This window comes from Bacillus sp. 05T21 (assembly GCF_056396785.1).
The window spans coordinates 17,922-35,198 of sequence record NZ_JBFTMD010000035.1 but is presented as its reverse complement, the minus strand read 5'-3'; the positions used below and the strand labels follow the sequence as shown (position 1 = coordinate 35,198).

Sequence of the window (17,277 nt, the reverse complement as noted above, 5' to 3'; positions counted from 1 at the left end):
ATAAAAAATAGTAGTGCGAACCAATGCCTTGGCCTGCACTACTAATCTTAGTATGTTTTCTTTTTTTAACTGTTCAATTGCTATCGGATAAGCTTGATTCTTATCGACTGTTATCACACGTGGCTTTGAAACATGAAAAGACCGCAAAACTTTCTTGAAAAAGCGCCTTGCATCCTTATGATCTCTTGTTTTGCTTAGGCAAAAATCGATTGTGTTTCCGTTCGAAACAACAGCACGATACAGGTACATCCATTGACCTTTTACTTTGATATATGTTTCATCGACTCTCCAAGATTCATTTATTTGTTTGAGGTAACGTCGGATCCGTTTGTCCAATTCAGGACCATACTGATGAACCCAACGCATAATCGTTGTATGAGAAATGGATAAACCCCGTTCCTCCATCATTTCCACCAAATCACGAAAACTTAGGTTGTACCGTAGGTACCATCTTACCGTTAATAAAATAATATCAGGCTGATAGTGCTTCCATTTGAACCAATTTTTCTTTTCCATACCGATCACACACCTTTTTAGAGTAATCGTATCAGTATGTCCAAGTTTTAGAGATTACTTGTAATTACCTTGAAGTTTTTGCACCAGAACCTTAAAATCCTTACAACTATATCACCAATTCGAATTCCCCGATCAAAATTACGATCTCTTTTTTCCTCCAATTGCTTTTTTTCTTTTTGCTCAACCTTATTTCCTTTGTAATTGTTGGTTTTGAATAAAGTTTGATTCAAAGTATGCTAAAAATGTTGTTTTTCTTAAAGAAGAACTCTTCATATTTTGAAAAAAGATTGGTCAAAAATAGATTCATTGTTGTGAATTAGTGTACAAATATTATAAAAAAGTTTGACCAATTTTTTTGTAAAACTTACTACAACAATATATGAATATCTTTGACTATATTTGTAATTTCTTGTAAAATAATATACATAGAAAGGTATTTTAGGGGAAATATAGAAAGAGTATGCCTTTCAGCTTTTAAAGGGCTAAAGCATATCCTTTTTGTTATTTAAAGGGGGAGAGAGAAAAAAGTATGAAGGATTTAAAAAGAAAAAGTATTTATGTTTTATTAATAGTTATAGCAATTATCGGGTTAAGTGCTTGTGGTAAAGATCCATCAGATGATTTGCAATCTAAAAAGTGGAATGTCGTTGCTACCAATGGCGAATCATATACAGGAGAATTCGCTAAAAATACGGTTTCTTTCAAGATAGGAGCTTTCACAAGAGGGTTTACATATAAAATTAACAAAGATGAAATTAGTTTAGAAGAAGATGGGAAAGAGCCAATTGTATTTGAAATTAAAAAAGATGGTGATGAATATAAATTTAAGGCAACGACTCCAGCTATTAAAAAGAAATTTGGAGATTTGACGTTATCACCAAGTAAATAGTAAATGAAAAGTCGAGATAAAACTCTGTAATAATTTTACAGAGTTTTTTGTTTGGAATTATTTAAGTAATTTTTACGGTGATACATATTAGTAATATAACTTTTATGCAAATGTTACAACTTTATTATAAATGATCAATCTTTTTTATAAAACTACAACACATTTTTGCAATAAAGGTGGAAATCCAATGCGCAATCGAATTAAGGAGTATAGAGAAATTTTAAAAATTTCTCAGGGGAAATTGACGGATTTATGTAACTGTTGGTTTGAAATAAAGTTTGATTAAAAATATCTACTTCCACCCTTACTCTACGGAATATAAAAAGAATCTAATTTGAAAAAAGATTAATCAAAATAGATTCTTTTCCAGTAGATTTAAGATTGGTTTTTATAAAAATGTTTGATTAAAATTACACATATTAACCTCACTATATGATTCTCTGATTAACAAAACGTATAAAAAATTTGGGAATAGTAACACCTATACGCTATTATTCTCCTTTTTTTTATAGAAATGATCCGAATCATCGACAATACCCCATCCTATAATTACTAACGTTATAGAAAACAACTTAAGACACGCCATATATATATAATCTAAATCTTTAAGATAACTGACGGATAATGAAAAAATAACAGCACCAACTATACCTAGAATCAAACCCTTATATTTTTGTAAAAACATCAAGTTACCCCTTTCGTATAAACAAAATACCCCATTTACAAATAACACTAAATTATGGAATATTTTTAAAGAATCAAAACGTTTTTATATTCAATTTATATATTTCATTTCTTTTCTTAATAAAAATATCCTCATAGATAAGTAAATCCAAAGGGATAAAACGGTGCATCTTTTTTATAAACAGTACGACTTTATTTCAAAGCTACAGTAATGATTTTTTTTACGATTTTCTTTTTTCATAATCCTCAGCCCTTTCTAGCTATGTATTTCATCTATGTATATCCGCTTCCCCATCAAAAAAGTTTTCAGACACTGTGTTGTTTTTTAGACACGTGTAAATTAACATCCAATGCTAAAAGTAAAATTCATCCACTTCAAAAGGTACACTTTTTGGGAGTATAACTAAGCTACTAAAATCCCCTTTTCAAAAAGTATAAAAAATATTTCTGGTACACTTCAAAATTTACGTATACCTTTTGATTTTTTCTAAAAATGTATCATTTACATCTACTATTAAATACTACCCCAAAGTTCCGACAAAACTATCAATAACCAAGTCCCAAATTCCCCTGGAGCTGAGCAGTTAGTTTATTCTAACTGCTCTTTTTCTTTTTATCGTCACCTTTCCATTGCACCTCCATATGTTGTATAGAGATATCTCCTTTTAAATTGTCATTGGTGCCTCTTTCAAGTCCTAATGCACATCTTAAAAAGAGCACTTTACAAAAGTGCTCTTTTTACTTTGCAAGCCAATGAACCTATAATGAAGTGAGATTTTAACTTATGAATAATTTATGGAATCCTTTCCAATAATACGAATAGATTGGTAACAGCCAATCTGTATCCATAATGAATCTCTGATTTTCTTGAATTCTCCCTGAGGCAAGGTAGCTATTTTTCAGCTACCTTCTTGTATGAACTGCAAATATATACACATACTATTAACGGAATGCTTGAATCATTGTCATTGAAAATGTTCAGCACTTCCGCTCCTTAAGAGAACAGTCTACGCAACTGTTCTCTTTCTTATTTTATTTTTTTATAAATATAAAATCACAAGGCATAATTAACTCCCCAACGATTAATAGCATTGCAACATTCTCAACGTTTCCTCAATATTCCCTCAATATTTTTCATGGACAATAGCACACTTTCTTCTTCCCCCGAGATGCACCCCTAGTGAAAACAAATAAACAAAATTTCGTTAACCTGGTATGTAAAGGTACTTATACAAATCAATCATTAATACGTTCGCAGTATTGACCAGTCAGACATTTCAATTCACCCCAATATTCACCCTAGCATGCATTTCTCATTGTAAATAAAAAAAACGGCCATGTAAGAGAATCCGCCATCACAAGTAACTAATTATTTCATATCTATTTTTTCTTTTGCTTTCGTTGGGAGCTCGTCTCTCTTCACTTCCTCCCCAAACTGTTGCACCTTTTTCCGTATACACGTAGGAGTGCTTCTTTACGAAGATTCAAATTGTACCGCTTGTATCATTTCACTGTTTACAAAATACAGTTAGGATCAAAATGCTTCCACTTGAACAACTTTTTTGTTTCCATACCAATTACAAGCCTTTGTAGAGTAGCAGTATCGGTATGTCCAAGTTTAATAATTTTTTTGTACCAGAACCCATAACTATATTCGGTTCAACTGTTCTCATCACTACCATATCTTTATCAGTGATTATCTTCATCGTTTAATCTTAAATTATACTTTTTTCATAATATATGCAGAAGAAATATAACCTACTAGTTTTTGATCTGCAGTTTTAACTGGATACCATACAAACTGATTGCTACTATCTACAGATTCATCATATGCAGCGTTTCCTTGAATAATCAAGTTCGTATTTTTACTTAACGGTTTCCCACTTGAAGCGGAAGTAGGTTTAGATCTTAAATTTACTCCATCTCTTGTTACAAGTACTTGATCACCTGCTTTTAGGTGATAGATAGAAGAATATGGATTTGTTAGTATGTACTCCTTCTTTTTAAATACAATATTTTTACTCGTGTTAGGATCATATTCGAAATCAGCTGTACTGAAAGGAAACTGCCCCAATTTTGTATCATTTAAAAAACTGTATTGTTCTAGAATAGAAAACACTTTTTCTTGGTAAGCATTTAAATTTTTTTGACCGGTAGCTTTATACAAAGGACTGTTTGCAGGCTTTGTTCCATTATAAGCCATAACAGAGAAGTACCAGTTTTCGATTACTTCTGGTCCAGCAGCCTTTACCTTAGGAAGATCTGTTCGCTGATACATACTACGAAGAACTTTAACACCTGCTTCAATATTATAATTAATATCATATTTTAACTTTTGTTGATCGAACTGAGGTTGATTGGTAATTTGCATAATCCCAATTCCACCATCTTGCGCTATGATTGGCTGGCCGTTTCCATCAAATTGTTTCCATCCACTTTCTTGTGTAGCTACTGCTTTTACAACCTCAGGAGGAACATTTTCTTTTAATGCTGCGTTCGTTAGTAGGCAATTTATGTGCTGACGAGAGGGATTTTGGTTCGGCTTAATTTCACCATATGGCTCACACATAGATGCAGCAGAGACATCTTCATAGGACCAACAAAATATCATGAAGCAAGCCAATATCCCTATTCTTAGTAATTGCACTTTCATTCTAGTATTCTCCAATCTATTTAATAATTTATAGTTATACACATTTTATCATAATATATTTCTAATATTCTATATTTTAAGAACCCATAAGGTCAATCACGAGAGTGGTAATGGGACACCACGGTCTTGCACGTCAGCGATAGCAGAAATGGACTTCGCCTTTGGTAGCAAGAATCCTACTAACGTTAGTCAACTTGCCTATTTAGGGATAGGAGTTTCACTTTAAATAATGCGTTCTGAGACACTACTCTTCTTCTAAAATAGCGTAATAATATTCATCCCACCATTCATTCCCATGTGGTATACACTTTCTGAAATAGCCTTCTCTTCTCATTCCAATCTTCTCCATCACTCGATATGATGGGATATTTTGTGGCTGACATGTAGCTATAATCCTATGTAATTTCATTTCCTTAAAGCCATATTTTAATGTAGCTTGTGCTGCTTCAGAAGCATATCCTTTATTGAAGTATTTTGGATTGAACACCCAACCAATCTCATAGGTATGCTCACCAAAACATTTATGAAATACTATATGACCAATCAGGATATCTTCATCTATTAATACCACAGGAAAGTTCTTAGCATTTTTACCAATGTTTTCATTCACAAAGTTCCTTGTATCTTCTTCAGTAAAAACCCCTTCAGGTATGTATTTCATAACATTGATATCTGATGTATACTCATGGACAGCTTGCCAATCTTTGAACTCAAATTTTCGTATTACTAACCTTTCTGCTTTTACAAACATGTACTTTTTCCCCTCTCAAAAAATTGTAATTATATTTTAAATCCACATATAACCCTTAAAACAAAAAGAACCTGTAGGAATCTCTACAAGTTCTTTTGAGTTTAAGATGAATATACGGGGCAAACAAACTATCTTACAGATTCATCATAGAAACTACAGGGGTAATACTTTGACAAATACATTATATAACAAATATTAACATCCATAGATTTTAATTTTGGAAATTATGTGAATTAATAAAAAAACTAGTTTTTTTATTAGATATTCTTATTAAAAACTGACGGTATCATTATATTTCATTCTGCAACTTATTTAGAAGAGTTATGTGCATTTTGAAGAAGCTCTTCAATAAGTTTTGTTTTTTCATTTACCTTTGTGGTATATGTGAAATCACCATAACAATATGGATACCTAAAATTATTTTTATTTCCACCACAAGTGTACAACGCTGGATTTTGATCAACTTTCATCTTAGAAAACTTTTTAGCCGAATCTTCCGAGTGTTGTTTAACTTCTTGACTGGCAATAAAATCAATATACCCTGGTCCCATATTATAGCTTTGAATAATTGTCTCCATGCTAACATCCTTGTCCGTTCCATATTTGTACATTTTAGCAAAGTGCTTTACCCCTTGTTCAATGCTCAAGCTTGTCTCTTGAATTTCATTTGGCTTTAATCCAAGTGATTCAGAAGACTGCATAGGATCGTTTCCCTCACCTCTACTCTCTTGATACATAATTCCTAATAAAACTGCTGTTTTTTCTCCTAAATTATATTTTTCTAATTCTTTTTTCAAGGTAGACTCATATTGCAATACACGTTTTTCTGTGGCTAGCGCTTTATTTTGTTGAATATTGGTTTTATGATTAAAATATAGCATTCCAAGTATTGTTCCTAAACCTAAAATACTAATAAGGAACACTTTTATAATTTGGTTTTTACTTATATCCTTCATATATTACTCCTCGTATAAGAAATTCAATTTTCCAAAGATAATTGGTTATTTACAAACTATGTAATGAACATCTATCTCCCGCACTTTTTTAGACTCAAACATCAATACTTTAAGGTTTTAAGTTTAATATAAAAATTTAAAGATAAGGTAAAGATAAGATAAAGATAAGATAAAGATAAGATAAAGGGCATTTTTTAGCGTACTTTAAAAGATATTGGTACAAAGTGATATGTGGGACAACTTGTTGATATGAATGGATTTAATGATAATTGAGGGGTTATCGTACAAGTTATTAACTTTGGAGATATCATTCCAGAAGATTTACCCTATCTTTGCAATATGCTTTATATAAAAAACTAAAACATAACATATAATAAAAAACGGCGAACCCTCCACGTAGGAAAATCCACCATCACAAATAACTGATTATTTCACACCTAGTTTTTCTTTTGCTTTCTTTGGGAGCTCGTCTTCCTGCACTTCCTCCCAAGCTGTTACACCTTTTTTCTCTGAGTGATATACACGTAGGAATGCTTCTTTACGAAGATTCTTTTGTGCCATAAATTCTAACTCTTTTTCTTTACCTTCCTTATCAAAACCCGATAATGTATATTCATACTCCTTTCCCATCACTTTACCATCCATAGATTTTGAAACTCCCTCTTTTCCATCCATTGTAATTTGAACGTAATATTCATCTTTACCCATACGATTGATATCACATCCAACTAGTAAACTTGCAAATACAACTAAAAGGCTTAAAAGTGCCATATATTTTTTCATATTGTTCACCTCATTGATTTCTATGATACTGTAATCTTAATCTGTGTTCGTTTGAAGAGAAATTCAAAAACATTACGTCAACATTACATTTTCGAAAGATAACAAAATTACCTATATCAATGTTTATAAATGAGATATTCGCTTAACCATTAAAAATTATTTAAACAATTACTTTTTTTATTTTTTTTACTATTTCATAACTTGCTTCAAATTCACTCTTCGCATTTATTGCCTTTTAACAATCATCACACATGACTTAATACTTTATTGAAAGAAAAAAAGCTCTGCACTATGCAGGCTTTCTTTATGATTTCACAGCTAAATTATTCATAAAACTTTCTATAGAATTCGCCTGAAATATACGTAAATGATGAGATTGAACGTCGTAATGTTTGTCAGTAATTATAAGGATTGAAGGAAAGAATTTAGAACCTTTCGGTTGCCAGGATTCATTGTGCCATTCTTGGCTATGGAAGTATAACTCGTATCTGTTTATCTTATCTTGCATTATTTTTTTACTGTACACTGACTTTTGAACTTCAATAAAGAATGGTGATCTACGCCATATAGTAAAAGCATCCGGCTCCATATATTCTTTCCCATACTTTGGTTCAACTTTGAATAGTTTAGGATTTTCATAATGAACGAGTTGTTTGTATACGTGCACAATACCAAGGAAATGAGGAATTTTTTGACTTGTCTTTCTGATAGAACTTGGCTGCGGAAAATAAATGTATGGGTGCTGCAATACGTTAGCATCAACATAGCCGTCTCTTCTTAATCGTTTCATAACCGTATTACAACAAGTTACCGCATTCTTTAAGCCTTGAAAATGCAAGTCAATAATATCGTCACGGGACATGCATCTAAATCGCTTCAAATCATTCAAAATTCCTTTATCTCTACTCTTCATCATCTAACACCCCAAATAACGGAATTTCTTCTTGCGATGAATTCTGGAGTATTTTCTCCTCTTTAGACATCCGATATGGTTCAACAATTTGTTTCGCCTTACTTAATTCTAAATAAGGAGCTTGCACTTTCTTTAATCCATTTCGTTTTAAAATCATTTGGCCTGATTGCTCTAAATGCTCTGAACCAGGAGTACCCATAATATTACTATTAATTACACTATCACATTTAAAGCCCATTCTTACAGTCATATTAAGTTTTAACTTACCATCTAACACCTTGGCATCTGGCCTCTGCATACTAAGCAAAAGAAAAACTCCAAGTGATCGCCCGACTGCTGAAATCTTTTCAATCGTAGACATACACTCTTTTTCATCTTTAAGCATAGCCACTTCATCAATAGCAAGTAGAATATATGGTTTTTGATAATTAGGATTTAATTTGTTGTACGCATCAATATGATCAACTTCATATTCTTCCATAAGTTTTCTTCGTTCCCTAATTTCCTTCCATAACTTTTGAAGCATTATTTTCATTTCGATTTCTTCCATACAAACTTCTTTTACATGCTTCACTCTACGTAAAAAATGAAATTCAGAGTTTTTTAAATCACCAAGATACAAATGCAACGTATTAGGAGACATATATTGAATGAGTGTGGATAGTACAACACGTACCATACTACTTTTCCCACTTCCCGTTTCTCCTGCGATTAATAAGTGCGGTGAATTGGAACCAATCATGTCGTACGCAATCATTTTTCCGTATTGGTCCCTGCCGACCACAATAGGTAAACGGTAATCTTTTAATAGTGGCTTCCATTCTTTATAACAATAATTGTACAATTTTAGTCCAGCATTTGAACGAAATACATGTAGGACAAATTTTTTCACATTACCTTCAATCGTAATATTTCGTCCTAATATTTGTTGGAAACAAAACCACTTCTTTTCAATCTTCTGTGGATCTAATCCGTTTGGTATGGTAAATACATATCTCACGCTTTCTTTTGAAGAAGAAATATTATGTACCTTTGGATAAATAGGCACTTTTCCCCCGCGTGTTTGATGTTCCGTATATAAACCTGCTTTTCCAAACACCTCCATAAGCTGATTCCTTAACCTTTTCGTACGAAGCCACTCCTTTAGAATCCTCATATAATGTATTCCTCCCTAAAACATGATTACGATGCGAACAAATACATATCCAATCAAGCAAACTCCACCAATTCGCATACCGTAATAAATACTTTCACTCACAAATTTCGCAGCAAATATATGGTCATTTCGTACCAGGTATTTTTCTAACATGACTGTCCCAATTAAAACCGTACCCATTACTCCTAATGCAATGTAAGTATTGAGTACCTGATCCGACATATGAAGGAATGCGAAAGGACTTAATGAATTGTATTTACGTATTTTTTTTTCTTTCCTACCACGCATTTAAATGCCCCCTCTATAAACAAAATGAACAAACTAGGTAAAATATAGGGTTTATACACTTATTACCTTGATAGCATTATCTTGACTGTTAACGTGTTAGATACTTTGCTAGTTCAAAGGCTAGTTGATTTGGTATCTACTTTGGTAATAAATTTGCTAGATACCATAGTGGCTACCTTGATACATCATATTGCGTGGGGCTTGTACATTATTAACACTTTTGTTTAAAAAAATCATGCTTTGGTAAAGATGTGATTAATAGAGGATTTAAGAATAGGAGTGTTCACAATGTTTGGCTTGGGGAAACCATTATCAAAGTTTGGTAAATTTTTAAGAAAAAATAATATTACTCAAACCGAGTTAAAGGAATGGAGTGGAGTAAATCAAAATACAATTAGTCGTATTTCTCGTTCAAATACATTCAAGCCTTCATTAGGGAATGGTCAAAAACTAATTAGGGCCTTAAAAAGAAAAGGTTACAGCATAGACTTTGAAGATTTCTGGATGTAATAATCAGCTCGATAAATCGAGCTGATTATTTTTTGAGGAATTCATCATTCTTTTTGATTTTTGGACCGTGTTAGCTTATATAAAAGTACTAAAATTCCAAAAAACGTGTATAAAAAGTGACAAACAAAAGATATATCGTTAATAGCAATAATATTAATACACAAGTAAAATACACGATAGAAATACGCTTTCTATTCTCTTTCCAATTACGTATACTGGAAATTATAAAACTTACTATCACCATGCAACAAATTCCTACCAAAAACACCAATACATACTCGTGAATAATGACACCACAAATTAAAAATATAACTGCTAATATTGCTAATAGTGAATGAACTACACGCAAAAATAACCTCTCCTTATCTCATTGGAAACCTATTAATGTAATATTATTTTATTTAGCAAACAGATGGTTTCCAATTTGTGCAACGGTTTGACGTGTTGTAATCCATTTATCAGTCGAGGTTTTGGGATTGTAGAAATAAAGCCAATCAGAATTTGTTCCTTTTGAAGTGAGAGCCTCTTCTACTGCCATTCTTGCTTCCTGTGTAGCGGGCTGATTAATTCTACCGTCTGTAACAGGAGTAAATGCATAACCATTTTTAATGGGTTCATAAATTACGTCTGTAATTGTATTTGGAAAACCATTTGCGTTAGCACGATTTAATACTACCTTTGCAACTGCAACCTTTCCTGCATGCGGTTCTCCCCCTGCTTCTGCATTCACTAATCGAGCCATTAAGTCCAATTCTTGTAATGAAATACCGGTATCAATCTTTAAGTGCTGACCGAAAAAAATATGGTTTTCGTCTACGTTATTGTTTTGTTTTATTGACTGTATTGAAACCTTATATTGTTGTGATATAGAACTTAATGTATCCCCGCTTTTCACTTGGTAAATTGCTTGATATGTATTAGTTGAAACTGTTGAATTATTTTTTTTAACATATTCGTTTGCAGTTGACGATACCGGAATTGTTAAACGTTCTCCAATATTAATTTGATCATTTGCTTTATTATTTGCTTGTTTAAGTGATTGTATGGACACCTCATATTGTTTACTTATTGCTTCTAGGGTATCATTCTTTTGAACCGTATAAACCGTTGAAGCCGCAGTCCCTACTGGATTTGATACTACTGTAATTATTGCAGCAGATAATGGTAACCAGGTTTTCGCCTTACATAACTTCATTCAAAAAAGCCTCCTAAAAATTATTAAGTACTCTTAATATGTTTAAGTTAAAAACAAATCAAGCTATTTATAGCGTAACAAAACATTGAATTCAAGTCATTGAATTTGTATTTCTATATAATAATTGGGTTGCTTATGATATTGAATTATTATAGTTATGTTTCGAAAGAATCGGACAATCTAATTCTTAAACTAAATATGGTGAAAGTAGAGTCTTACTTCAATTGCTTAATAGTTTCTTTCCTAAGAACTATTTCTATATGCTATACTGTCTCCTAATTAATTGTAGAAGGAATGATAAAAATGAGTGATAGATCCTTAAGACGATGGAAAATGCAACAAAAGTTACGAGCACTGAAAACAAAAAATAGAAATGATACAAACCCTTTGTTTAATGAATGTATTGAATCCCTCGGAGACGAAACTCTCATTTTCTCTCAAAAAAAAAGCCAACAGATTGCAAATACTTTAATAAATTCATTTCCTATAACTGTCTCTGGAAGAATAGATTGGGAACAGATAGACAATCAATTAATAGCTTTAAATAAAGAGCAACTAATTTCCCTTATTAAAGAAAACAAACCAGATTTTGATGAACAAATTTTTATACTATGGGATAACTATGAAATCCCTGTAATAAGCATAAATCTTGATAAAGTATTCCAATCACTAGTTGATATTGGTGCAGTCAGCTTTTATTTCTGGTTATTGGATAAAGAATATAAATTTATAATTGAAATAAAAGATGAAGAAATGATTATGGTTGGGTTTCGCTAATAATCCACTCAAATTTCCTCATTCTCTTTTTCTATAAATAAGCTGTTTCCAACGACGCTATGACGCCTTTAGTAATACAAGTATATCTTCCAATTCCATGAGCTTGCATACTTGTCCTCTTTAGGCACTTCATTGTTATCAACCAACACTCAGGCTTCTCCGTGGCAGCTACTGTCCACCGTTCCAAGAACATTGTGTTCCGCGTCATACCGATACGCAGATGCACCTACAATTCTTATCCTGGTAGAATCTCAAAAACTTATGTTTTTGGGGCACTAGCATGTTTCTTTTTTCATTTATAACTTTTAATATTTCTTATACAGCATTTGGATTTCGCGATATAATTTCAATTGGGAATGGGAATTCCCTCTCACTACTTGTCTATTGTCTTGTTATTTGCTCTCTTCTTAGTAGGCTATGGCAAACGACAAGGCTATTATTTTTGTCTTCTAATTTCGTGCTTATATTCGTTTATTTTGTTACCTTTCCTTAACAACAAAAAAGACGCCACCCAGATCACGGAAACGCCTACAATACTTGCTATAAACTTAACCAAACTTATTTAACTTCACGTCATTTATTTCTTTGCTTCCATACCCCATTCTCTTTACGATAAGTGTTCTTTCCATTCATGAATCCTGCTGTATTACCAGGAATGCTATATTTCTTATTCTTAGCTTTCTTCTTCATCCTCTTTTCTTCTTGAACAGCTTGCAGATCTACCTTCCATTGTTTCAACAAATCCTTTTTACGTCGCATCGAATTTGTACCCCTTATATTGAAATATCAATTCAATAATCACGTTATATAAATTCAAAATATATTTTTCAATAAAAAGAGAGCACCCTCGCTACTGGTGCTCTCAATGTGAATCGGGGTTATCCTGAGCATTGAATAGGACACGAAGAACTCGTCCTATTACATAATATGCTTGTCCTTATTATAATGTGCATTAAAAAAACACCCTCGCACAGATGCCAAATGATACATATACTTTGAGGTAACTAGCACGTTCAAAAAGACCCTTCCATATTATTGTATGATTATCGATTATCTTTATACCTAAATGACTCCTTAGATACGTTTAATGTATAATTTCTATATAACTAAGAAAAAAGCAACTGCATCATATTTATTAATCGTGAATACATTTCACGTTCTTCTTTCAACTTTTCTATATAATTGTGAGCAGCATGAAAAACATCAAAAAATTGATTAAGAAAAAGCACTGCCAAAATCTTCAGCAATGCTTTTCTATTAAACGTATCATGATAATGAGAATCTATTTTCTTTTATTTATGAGTACTGTAGGTTCATATATATTTACTTTAATTTTAAGATACGCTCTATTTCTTCCACACTCAACTTACTTGCTTTTGCAATAGTTTCAAGAGGTACACCAATTTCATACATCCCTCGAATCATCTGCATCTTACCTTGCTCAATGCCTTTTTCCATCCCCTCTTGTTCTGCATGAGCTAACTTAGCTTGTTCATCTAGAAGTAATTTCTCTCGAGCTTCATATGCTGTTCGGAAAGAAGAATCATGGCTCATATTTTCCCATTTATTTATTGCCTTTTGTAAAATTGGATCTTGATTCATCGCAATCTCCTCCAATGTTTGAGTTAAATGTTCATCTTCATGTGCTGGTAATAATAACATCCAACGAACAAATGTATTTTCCCATGGATTCACTTTTTCTTCACGCCATTGTTTTACCAATTTCGGTATCTCTACAAAATGGATTTCCATGTCGTCACTTAATAGTTGCTGCATTTTAGTATTCCATAATTGTCCGATGGTATGAAATGCATCATCCTGAGAAAATAAAATAAAGTCTAGTAAGTTAATGGTAATGGTTTTCCGTAGTGAACGATATGGCATTCCCTCTTGCATTTGGGATGTATAAAGTTTACTCCAATAATATAAAGATCGTTTTACCATATCATGTGTATTTCGAAGCTGAATTTCAATATTTACTTGCGTTCCATTATCTAGCGTTGCTAATAGGTCTAAAATCGATAACTTATCATCTTCATAAGATTTATGGAGATGTGGATCATCTAATTGTAGCGAAGTAATAGGTGCATCTAAAGATTCCTCTAAAATTGCATTTAGGAAACCCGTTAAAATTTCCTCATTTCCTTTTGTTCCAAATAACTGTTTAAAAGCAAAATCAATGCGTAAATTTACTAATTTAGTGGACATGGATTTCCTCTCCCTGTCTATATCATCTCTTATTACTATTGTACATAAAAAAAGGTAGCACATGCAAACAGGCTCTTATGTTATCAGCTTGCCTAAGCCCATAAAAACTTGTAATTCCGACAAAAAGCGATTGCAAATAACATCGTTTTACGCCACAACCTTTATTATTCGTCTATTCCTTGATCACATTATTATCAAACTAAAAACCTGCCATGAATCTATACGGATTCGAGGTAAACTCGAAGAGTGTTTTTTTATGCCCCATTCATAGGGTTCCTTTAGCAATGATAATAGCATTTTTATTAATCAAAACTAATTTCATCATCTTTCTTTTCTAATTTCCCATTAAATATAACCAGTTGTAGTTGTTCATAAATTTTCTGTGTATCTGGTGTACTGTCAGCCTGTTTGCGCTCACGTTTTACCGTAGTACCATTTTCCACTAATACATCACCTTTAGTTTCTTCGACCATTTCTATTTGTTCAAGTACCATAATACGTTCTAATCCTTCCATTCCCTCTAACTCTTCAACATCATCTGCATCATCAATTATTTCTAGCTCTTCTGTTTTTCTAATTTCCTTCTGTTCTTTTTTCAGTTCAATTACTAGTCGCTCTTGTACTATGTTCTCTTTTTCAATATTAACTTCAGCAGCTTCAATTACCTCTAAAGGCTTATTTTTAGCATTTGCTATTTTATTTGCTTTTCCTATAGCAATCTTCACTTTCATCGCTCTTAAAGAAGAGGATATTTGATTTAGTTTTCTTCCTAACCCATAGAAACGAATTGCCTCAACTATAACACCCATTACAATTCCAAAAAACCATGAATTAGAAAAGTATCCAACTAAACCAAATGTTATAACTCCTGGTAAATATAAGCTAGCATAGGCTATTAAATTAGGTATAGCTTTTTCTACTGTTAATTTGAAGCTATATTTAATTATTAAATATATGGCACTTAACCCCACTATTAAACCAGCCAAACTTAATAATAAATTTTTAAAAGTCTCACCTATCATTACAATTTCCTCCCTTAATGTTTTAATTTTTTTATTAAAACTCCCTTTACTTTCGCATTTTTCAAAAAACAAATGAATTAATCACTAATTAACCTTCTGCAATTTTCCGTTTCTTCTTAATTGTTTTTTTTCGTCTCAGTTACAATTTCGATATCTTCAAATTGTATATAGGCTGCCACATGATACAAATGCTCGTAAACATCTGGATCTGATAAAATAGTTGTACCAAATACGACTATTTCATCAATCACAAATTCTGTTTCTTCATATTCAAACCCTTTTACTTTATCTTTTAGTATTCGTTCTACTTTCTTCTTAATTTGCATTACAGCAGTGATTTAAAAATTCCATAGCAACTTTGCCTCGAGCCTTATCTACCTCAACTCCGTATGTTTTTATTAGATTTTCTTTACTATCTAGATGCTCTGCTATTTGCTTTAATATTCGCCCTTCGCCGCAAGTTGGATCAAATATGTTTATTTAGCCTTTTGGTTTATTAAATAGTTCAACTAGATATTTTCCTTATTGCTCCGGCGTCGCGAAAAAGCCACTTCTTAACTTGTTACCTATATTACTCATACTCACATCTCCCTTTAATATTTTTACTTTTTAATACCACAAAAAAGCGGTCTTCGGATAAAGATATTAAGCACATTAAGCTTAATTCTCAGTCCGAAAGACCGCTGATATTTGTGGATATAAAAATAAAATTAAAAAGTATACTTTTATTTTAACTATAAATCTAAAAAGATTCAATTTAATTAAGTATAAATCAACCCTTGATTCAAGTGTGATTTGGTATATTACGAACTACTACTAACAGAAGATGCTGCGCTGCAAATGAAGCGGCAATCGTTGTGCTATCATAGCCGCCTACTGCGCCTGTATAAGGACTTCTATCCATAAATATTATGATGTTTCTTTATCCAAATAATACTATCATATAAGTAGGAGGGGAATTATGCTTACAGTAGAGAAAATGTTAGAGAGTTATGGCTTAGATTTATCTAAAAACATTAAAATAGTTCGGCATAAAGATGAGGATAGAATTGATGTTGTTGATTTATATGAAAAAGGACAATTAGAGTTATACCAGAAACATCAAAAAGATGATGTATTTGGAGAATGTGAATATGTGGTTAGCTTCCTAGACTTTGAGGAAGGTAAAAAAGCTGTATTTATAGGTGTTTACAAGGTGTTAAGCAAATCCAATCCCAAAAAATTCATTACTGATAAACTTTATGATTGGATGAAACCTGAGTACAAAAAGGGTAATGAATACTATTATGAAATGGAAAAAATCAAAGGATTTGAGGAACTAGAGGATCGGATAATCATTAATTGGTCAGAGCGAACATTTCACATGTGGTTTGCACCACTAAAAAAGGTAAAGGCAGCCAGAAAGAGAAAACAATTTGATATCATAGAAATAATTCAAAAAGGAGCAATTCGTAAGTTTCCAGGATTTCTAGATTTTACACTTACATACAACGATTTAAAAAAATTATACGATAACCCTGATGTTAACTCCACTTGGTGTAAAATGCTTTCCTCAATAGCAGGAATCTATGCAATTTTAGATAGAGAAACAGGGAAATTATATGTAGGTAAAGCAAATGCATATGGTGGAATAGGAAAAGGCGGGATATGGGGAAGATGGGAATCTTACGCTAAAACTGGACATGGAGGTAATAAGCAATTAATTGAGCTATTAGAAAATAATCCAGAACGTAAACAAGATTTTCTTTTTTCGATATTACGTACTTTACCCAAAACAATTACTAATGATGAAATACTCGATATTGAAAATATTTATAAGGAAAAGTTGGGTACACGTGAATACGGGTATAATACGAATTAGTAACTTTTAATATAAAAAAGATAATAGAAAATTATTTGTATTTAAAATTGGCAGTAAAACCACCTATTTTTTTAATAGGTGGTTTTTCCAATTTAATTTAAGATACTATAAAGTT

The 17,277-nt window shown here is 32.1% G+C and carries 19 protein-coding genes; 4 read left to right on the top strand and 15 right to left on the bottom strand.

Annotation, left to right across the window (positions count from 1 at the left end):
* Positions 1-516: IS6 family transposase (locus AC1DKZ_RS29680; RefSeq protein WP_476997679.1), on the bottom strand; the 516-nt coding region annotated here is incomplete at its 3' end.
* Between the two features lie 529 nt (positions 517-1,045).
* On the opposite strand from AC1DKZ_RS29680, the gene AC1DKZ_RS29675 reads away from it, so the two are divergent.
* Positions 1,046-1,405: a hypothetical protein gene (locus AC1DKZ_RS29675; RefSeq protein WP_476997678.1), complete on the top strand. Its 360-nt coding sequence runs from the start codon at positions 1,046-1,048 to the stop codon at positions 1,403-1,405.
* 481 nt (positions 1,406-1,886) lie between these two features.
* Here the strand turns inward: AC1DKZ_RS29675 and AC1DKZ_RS29670 are convergent, their stop codons facing one another.
* The 8 genes from AC1DKZ_RS29670 to AC1DKZ_RS29635 all read right to left on the bottom strand — a co-directional run bounded on the left by AC1DKZ_RS29670 (position 1,887) and on the right by AC1DKZ_RS29635 (position 9,589).
* Positions 1,887-2,090 (bottom strand): hypothetical protein, encoded by a 204-nt coding sequence (locus AC1DKZ_RS29670; RefSeq protein WP_476997677.1) that lies wholly within the window; start codon positions 2,088-2,090, stop codon positions 1,887-1,889.
* Between the two features lie 1,719 nt (positions 2,091-3,809).
* Positions 3,810-4,742, bottom strand: coding sequence for a transglycosylase SLT domain-containing protein (locus AC1DKZ_RS29665; RefSeq protein ID WP_476997676.1), 933 nt, complete (start codon positions 4,740-4,742; stop codon positions 3,810-3,812).
* Positions 4,743-4,986: 244 nt separating this feature from the next.
* On the bottom strand, positions 4,987-5,493 hold the full coding sequence (locus tag AC1DKZ_RS29660) for a GNAT family N-acetyltransferase (protein WP_098883792.1): 507 nt from the start codon (positions 5,491-5,493) through the stop codon (positions 4,987-4,989).
* 308 nt (positions 5,494-5,801) lie between these two features.
* A complete protein-coding gene (locus AC1DKZ_RS29655) occupies positions 5,802-6,449 on the bottom strand; it encodes a lysozyme family protein (RefSeq protein WP_098376810.1) in 648 nt (215 codons plus the stop codon).
* 426 nt (positions 6,450-6,875) lie between these two features.
* The gene (locus tag AC1DKZ_RS29650; RefSeq protein WP_000760453.1) at positions 6,876-7,232 is read right to left on the bottom strand and encodes a YxeA family protein; all 357 of its coding nucleotides are present in this window, start codon (positions 7,230-7,232) and stop codon (positions 6,876-6,878) included.
* Positions 7,233-7,536: 304 nt separating this feature from the next.
* The gene (locus AC1DKZ_RS29645; protein ID WP_070178880.1) at positions 7,537-8,112 is read right to left on the bottom strand and encodes a replication-relaxation family protein; all 576 of its coding nucleotides are present in this window, start codon (positions 8,110-8,112) and stop codon (positions 7,537-7,539) included.
* Between the two features lie 22 nt (positions 8,113-8,134).
* Positions 8,135-9,301: an FtsK/SpoIIIE domain-containing protein gene (locus tag AC1DKZ_RS29640; protein WP_476997675.1), complete on the bottom strand. Its 1,167-nt coding sequence runs from the start codon at positions 9,299-9,301 to the stop codon at positions 8,135-8,137.
* 15 nt (positions 9,302-9,316) lie between these two features.
* Entirely contained in the window at positions 9,317-9,589 is a 273-nt protein-coding gene (locus tag AC1DKZ_RS29635; protein WP_476997674.1) for a hypothetical protein, read from the bottom strand.
* Between the two features lie 288 nt (positions 9,590-9,877).
* Between AC1DKZ_RS29635 and AC1DKZ_RS29630 the strand changes: the two genes are divergently transcribed.
* Positions 9,878-10,099 carry a helix-turn-helix domain-containing protein gene (locus AC1DKZ_RS29630; protein WP_002187438.1) on the top strand — a complete coding sequence of 74 codons (222 nt, stop codon included), beginning with the start codon at positions 9,878-9,880 and terminating at the stop codon, positions 10,097-10,099.
* A gap of 397 nt (positions 10,100-10,496) precedes the next feature.
* Here AC1DKZ_RS29630 and AC1DKZ_RS29625 read toward each other — a convergent pair whose 3' ends face one another.
* Positions 10,497-11,294, bottom strand: coding sequence for a cell wall hydrolase (locus AC1DKZ_RS29625; protein WP_476997673.1), 798 nt, complete (start codon positions 11,292-11,294; stop codon positions 10,497-10,499).
* 303 nt (positions 11,295-11,597) lie between these two features.
* On the opposite strand from AC1DKZ_RS29625, the gene AC1DKZ_RS29620 reads away from it, so the two are divergent.
* Complete coding sequence (locus AC1DKZ_RS29620) at positions 11,598-12,071, top strand: CDI toxin immunity protein (RefSeq protein ID WP_476997672.1); 474 nt, start codon at positions 11,598-11,600, stop codon at positions 12,069-12,071.
* Between the two features lie 573 nt (positions 12,072-12,644).
* Here AC1DKZ_RS29620 and AC1DKZ_RS29615 read toward each other — a convergent pair.
* The 5 genes from AC1DKZ_RS29615 to AC1DKZ_RS29595 all read right to left on the bottom strand — a co-directional run bounded on the left by AC1DKZ_RS29615 (position 12,645) and on the right by AC1DKZ_RS29595 (position 15,775).
* A complete protein-coding gene (locus AC1DKZ_RS29615; RefSeq protein ID WP_431183299.1) occupies positions 12,645-12,830 on the bottom strand; it encodes a hypothetical protein in 186 nt (61 codons plus the stop codon).
* A 564-nt stretch (positions 12,831-13,394) separates the two neighbouring features.
* A complete protein-coding gene (locus AC1DKZ_RS29610; RefSeq protein ID WP_078214231.1) occupies positions 13,395-14,279 on the bottom strand; it encodes an Rpn family recombination-promoting nuclease/putative transposase in 885 nt (294 codons plus the stop codon).
* A 302-nt stretch (positions 14,280-14,581) separates the two neighbouring features.
* Positions 14,582-15,301: a hypothetical protein gene (locus tag AC1DKZ_RS29605; protein ID WP_476997671.1), complete on the bottom strand. Its 720-nt coding sequence runs from the start codon at positions 15,299-15,301 to the stop codon at positions 14,582-14,584.
* A 116-nt stretch (positions 15,302-15,417) separates the two neighbouring features.
* Positions 15,418-15,627: a hypothetical protein gene (locus AC1DKZ_RS29600; RefSeq protein ID WP_404511699.1), complete on the bottom strand. Its 210-nt coding sequence runs from the start codon at positions 15,625-15,627 to the stop codon at positions 15,418-15,420.
* Positions 15,617-15,775, bottom strand: coding sequence for a hypothetical protein (locus AC1DKZ_RS29595; protein ID WP_476997680.1), 159 nt, complete (start codon positions 15,773-15,775; stop codon positions 15,617-15,619). Before AC1DKZ_RS29595 ends, AC1DKZ_RS29600 begins: the two co-directional genes overlap by 11 nt.
* A 487-nt stretch (positions 15,776-16,262) precedes the next feature.
* Here AC1DKZ_RS29595 and AC1DKZ_RS29590 point away from each other — a divergent pair, with 487 nt between their 5' ends.
* Positions 16,263-17,162, top strand: coding sequence for a GIY-YIG nuclease family protein (locus tag AC1DKZ_RS29590; protein WP_476997670.1), 900 nt, complete (start codon positions 16,263-16,265; stop codon positions 17,160-17,162).
* Positions 17,163-17,277 lie beyond the last annotated feature (115 nt).

Excerpts from the sequence above, each read along its gene's own strand:
- AC1DKZ_RS29590 (WP_476997670.1), top strand. The coding sequence starts at position 16,263 with ATGCTTACAGTAGAGAAAATGTTAGAGAGTTATGGCTTAGATTTATCT.
- AC1DKZ_RS29600 (WP_404511699.1), bottom strand. The coding sequence starts at position 15,627 with ATGCAAATTAAGAAGAAAGTAGAACGAATACTAAAAGATAAAGTAAAA.
- AC1DKZ_RS29640 (WP_476997675.1), bottom strand. The coding sequence starts at position 9,301 with ATGAGGATTCTAAAGGAGTGGCTTCGTACGAAAAGGTTAAGGAATCAG.
- AC1DKZ_RS29620 (WP_476997672.1), top strand. The coding sequence starts at position 11,598 with ATGAGTGATAGATCCTTAAGACGATGGAAAATGCAACAAAAGTTACGA.
- AC1DKZ_RS29605 (WP_476997671.1), bottom strand. The coding sequence starts at position 15,301 with ATGATAGGTGAGACTTTTAAAAATTTATTATTAAGTTTGGCTGGTTTA.
- AC1DKZ_RS29670 (WP_476997677.1), bottom strand. The coding sequence starts at position 2,090 with ATGTTTTTACAAAAATATAAGGGTTTGATTCTAGGTATAGTTGGTGCT.
- AC1DKZ_RS29625 (WP_476997673.1), bottom strand. The coding sequence starts at position 11,294 with ATGAAGTTATGTAAGGCGAAAACCTGGTTACCATTATCTGCTGCAATA.
- AC1DKZ_RS29655 (WP_098376810.1), bottom strand. The coding sequence starts at position 6,449 with ATGAAGGATATAAGTAAAAACCAAATTATAAAAGTGTTCCTTATTAGT.
- AC1DKZ_RS29615 (WP_431183299.1), bottom strand. The coding sequence starts at position 12,830 with ATGCGACGTAAAAAGGATTTGTTGAAACAATGGAAGGTAGATCTGCAA.
- AC1DKZ_RS29635 (WP_476997674.1), bottom strand. The coding sequence starts at position 9,589 with ATGCGTGGTAGGAAAGAAAAAAAAATACGTAAATACAATTCATTAAGT.
- AC1DKZ_RS29650 (WP_000760453.1), bottom strand. The coding sequence starts at position 7,232 with ATGAAAAAATATATGGCACTTTTAAGCCTTTTAGTTGTATTTGCAAGT.
- AC1DKZ_RS29630 (WP_002187438.1), top strand. The coding sequence starts at position 9,878 with ATGTTTGGCTTGGGGAAACCATTATCAAAGTTTGGTAAATTTTTAAGA.
- AC1DKZ_RS29675 (WP_476997678.1), top strand. The coding sequence starts at position 1,046 with ATGAAGGATTTAAAAAGAAAAAGTATTTATGTTTTATTAATAGTTATA.
- AC1DKZ_RS29610 (WP_078214231.1), bottom strand. The coding sequence starts at position 14,279 with ATGTCCACTAAATTAGTAAATTTACGCATTGATTTTGCTTTTAAACAG.
- AC1DKZ_RS29660 (WP_098883792.1), bottom strand. The coding sequence starts at position 5,493 with ATGTTTGTAAAAGCAGAAAGGTTAGTAATACGAAAATTTGAGTTCAAA.
- AC1DKZ_RS29665 (WP_476997676.1), bottom strand. The coding sequence starts at position 4,742 with ATGAAAGTGCAATTACTAAGAATAGGGATATTGGCTTGCTTCATGATA.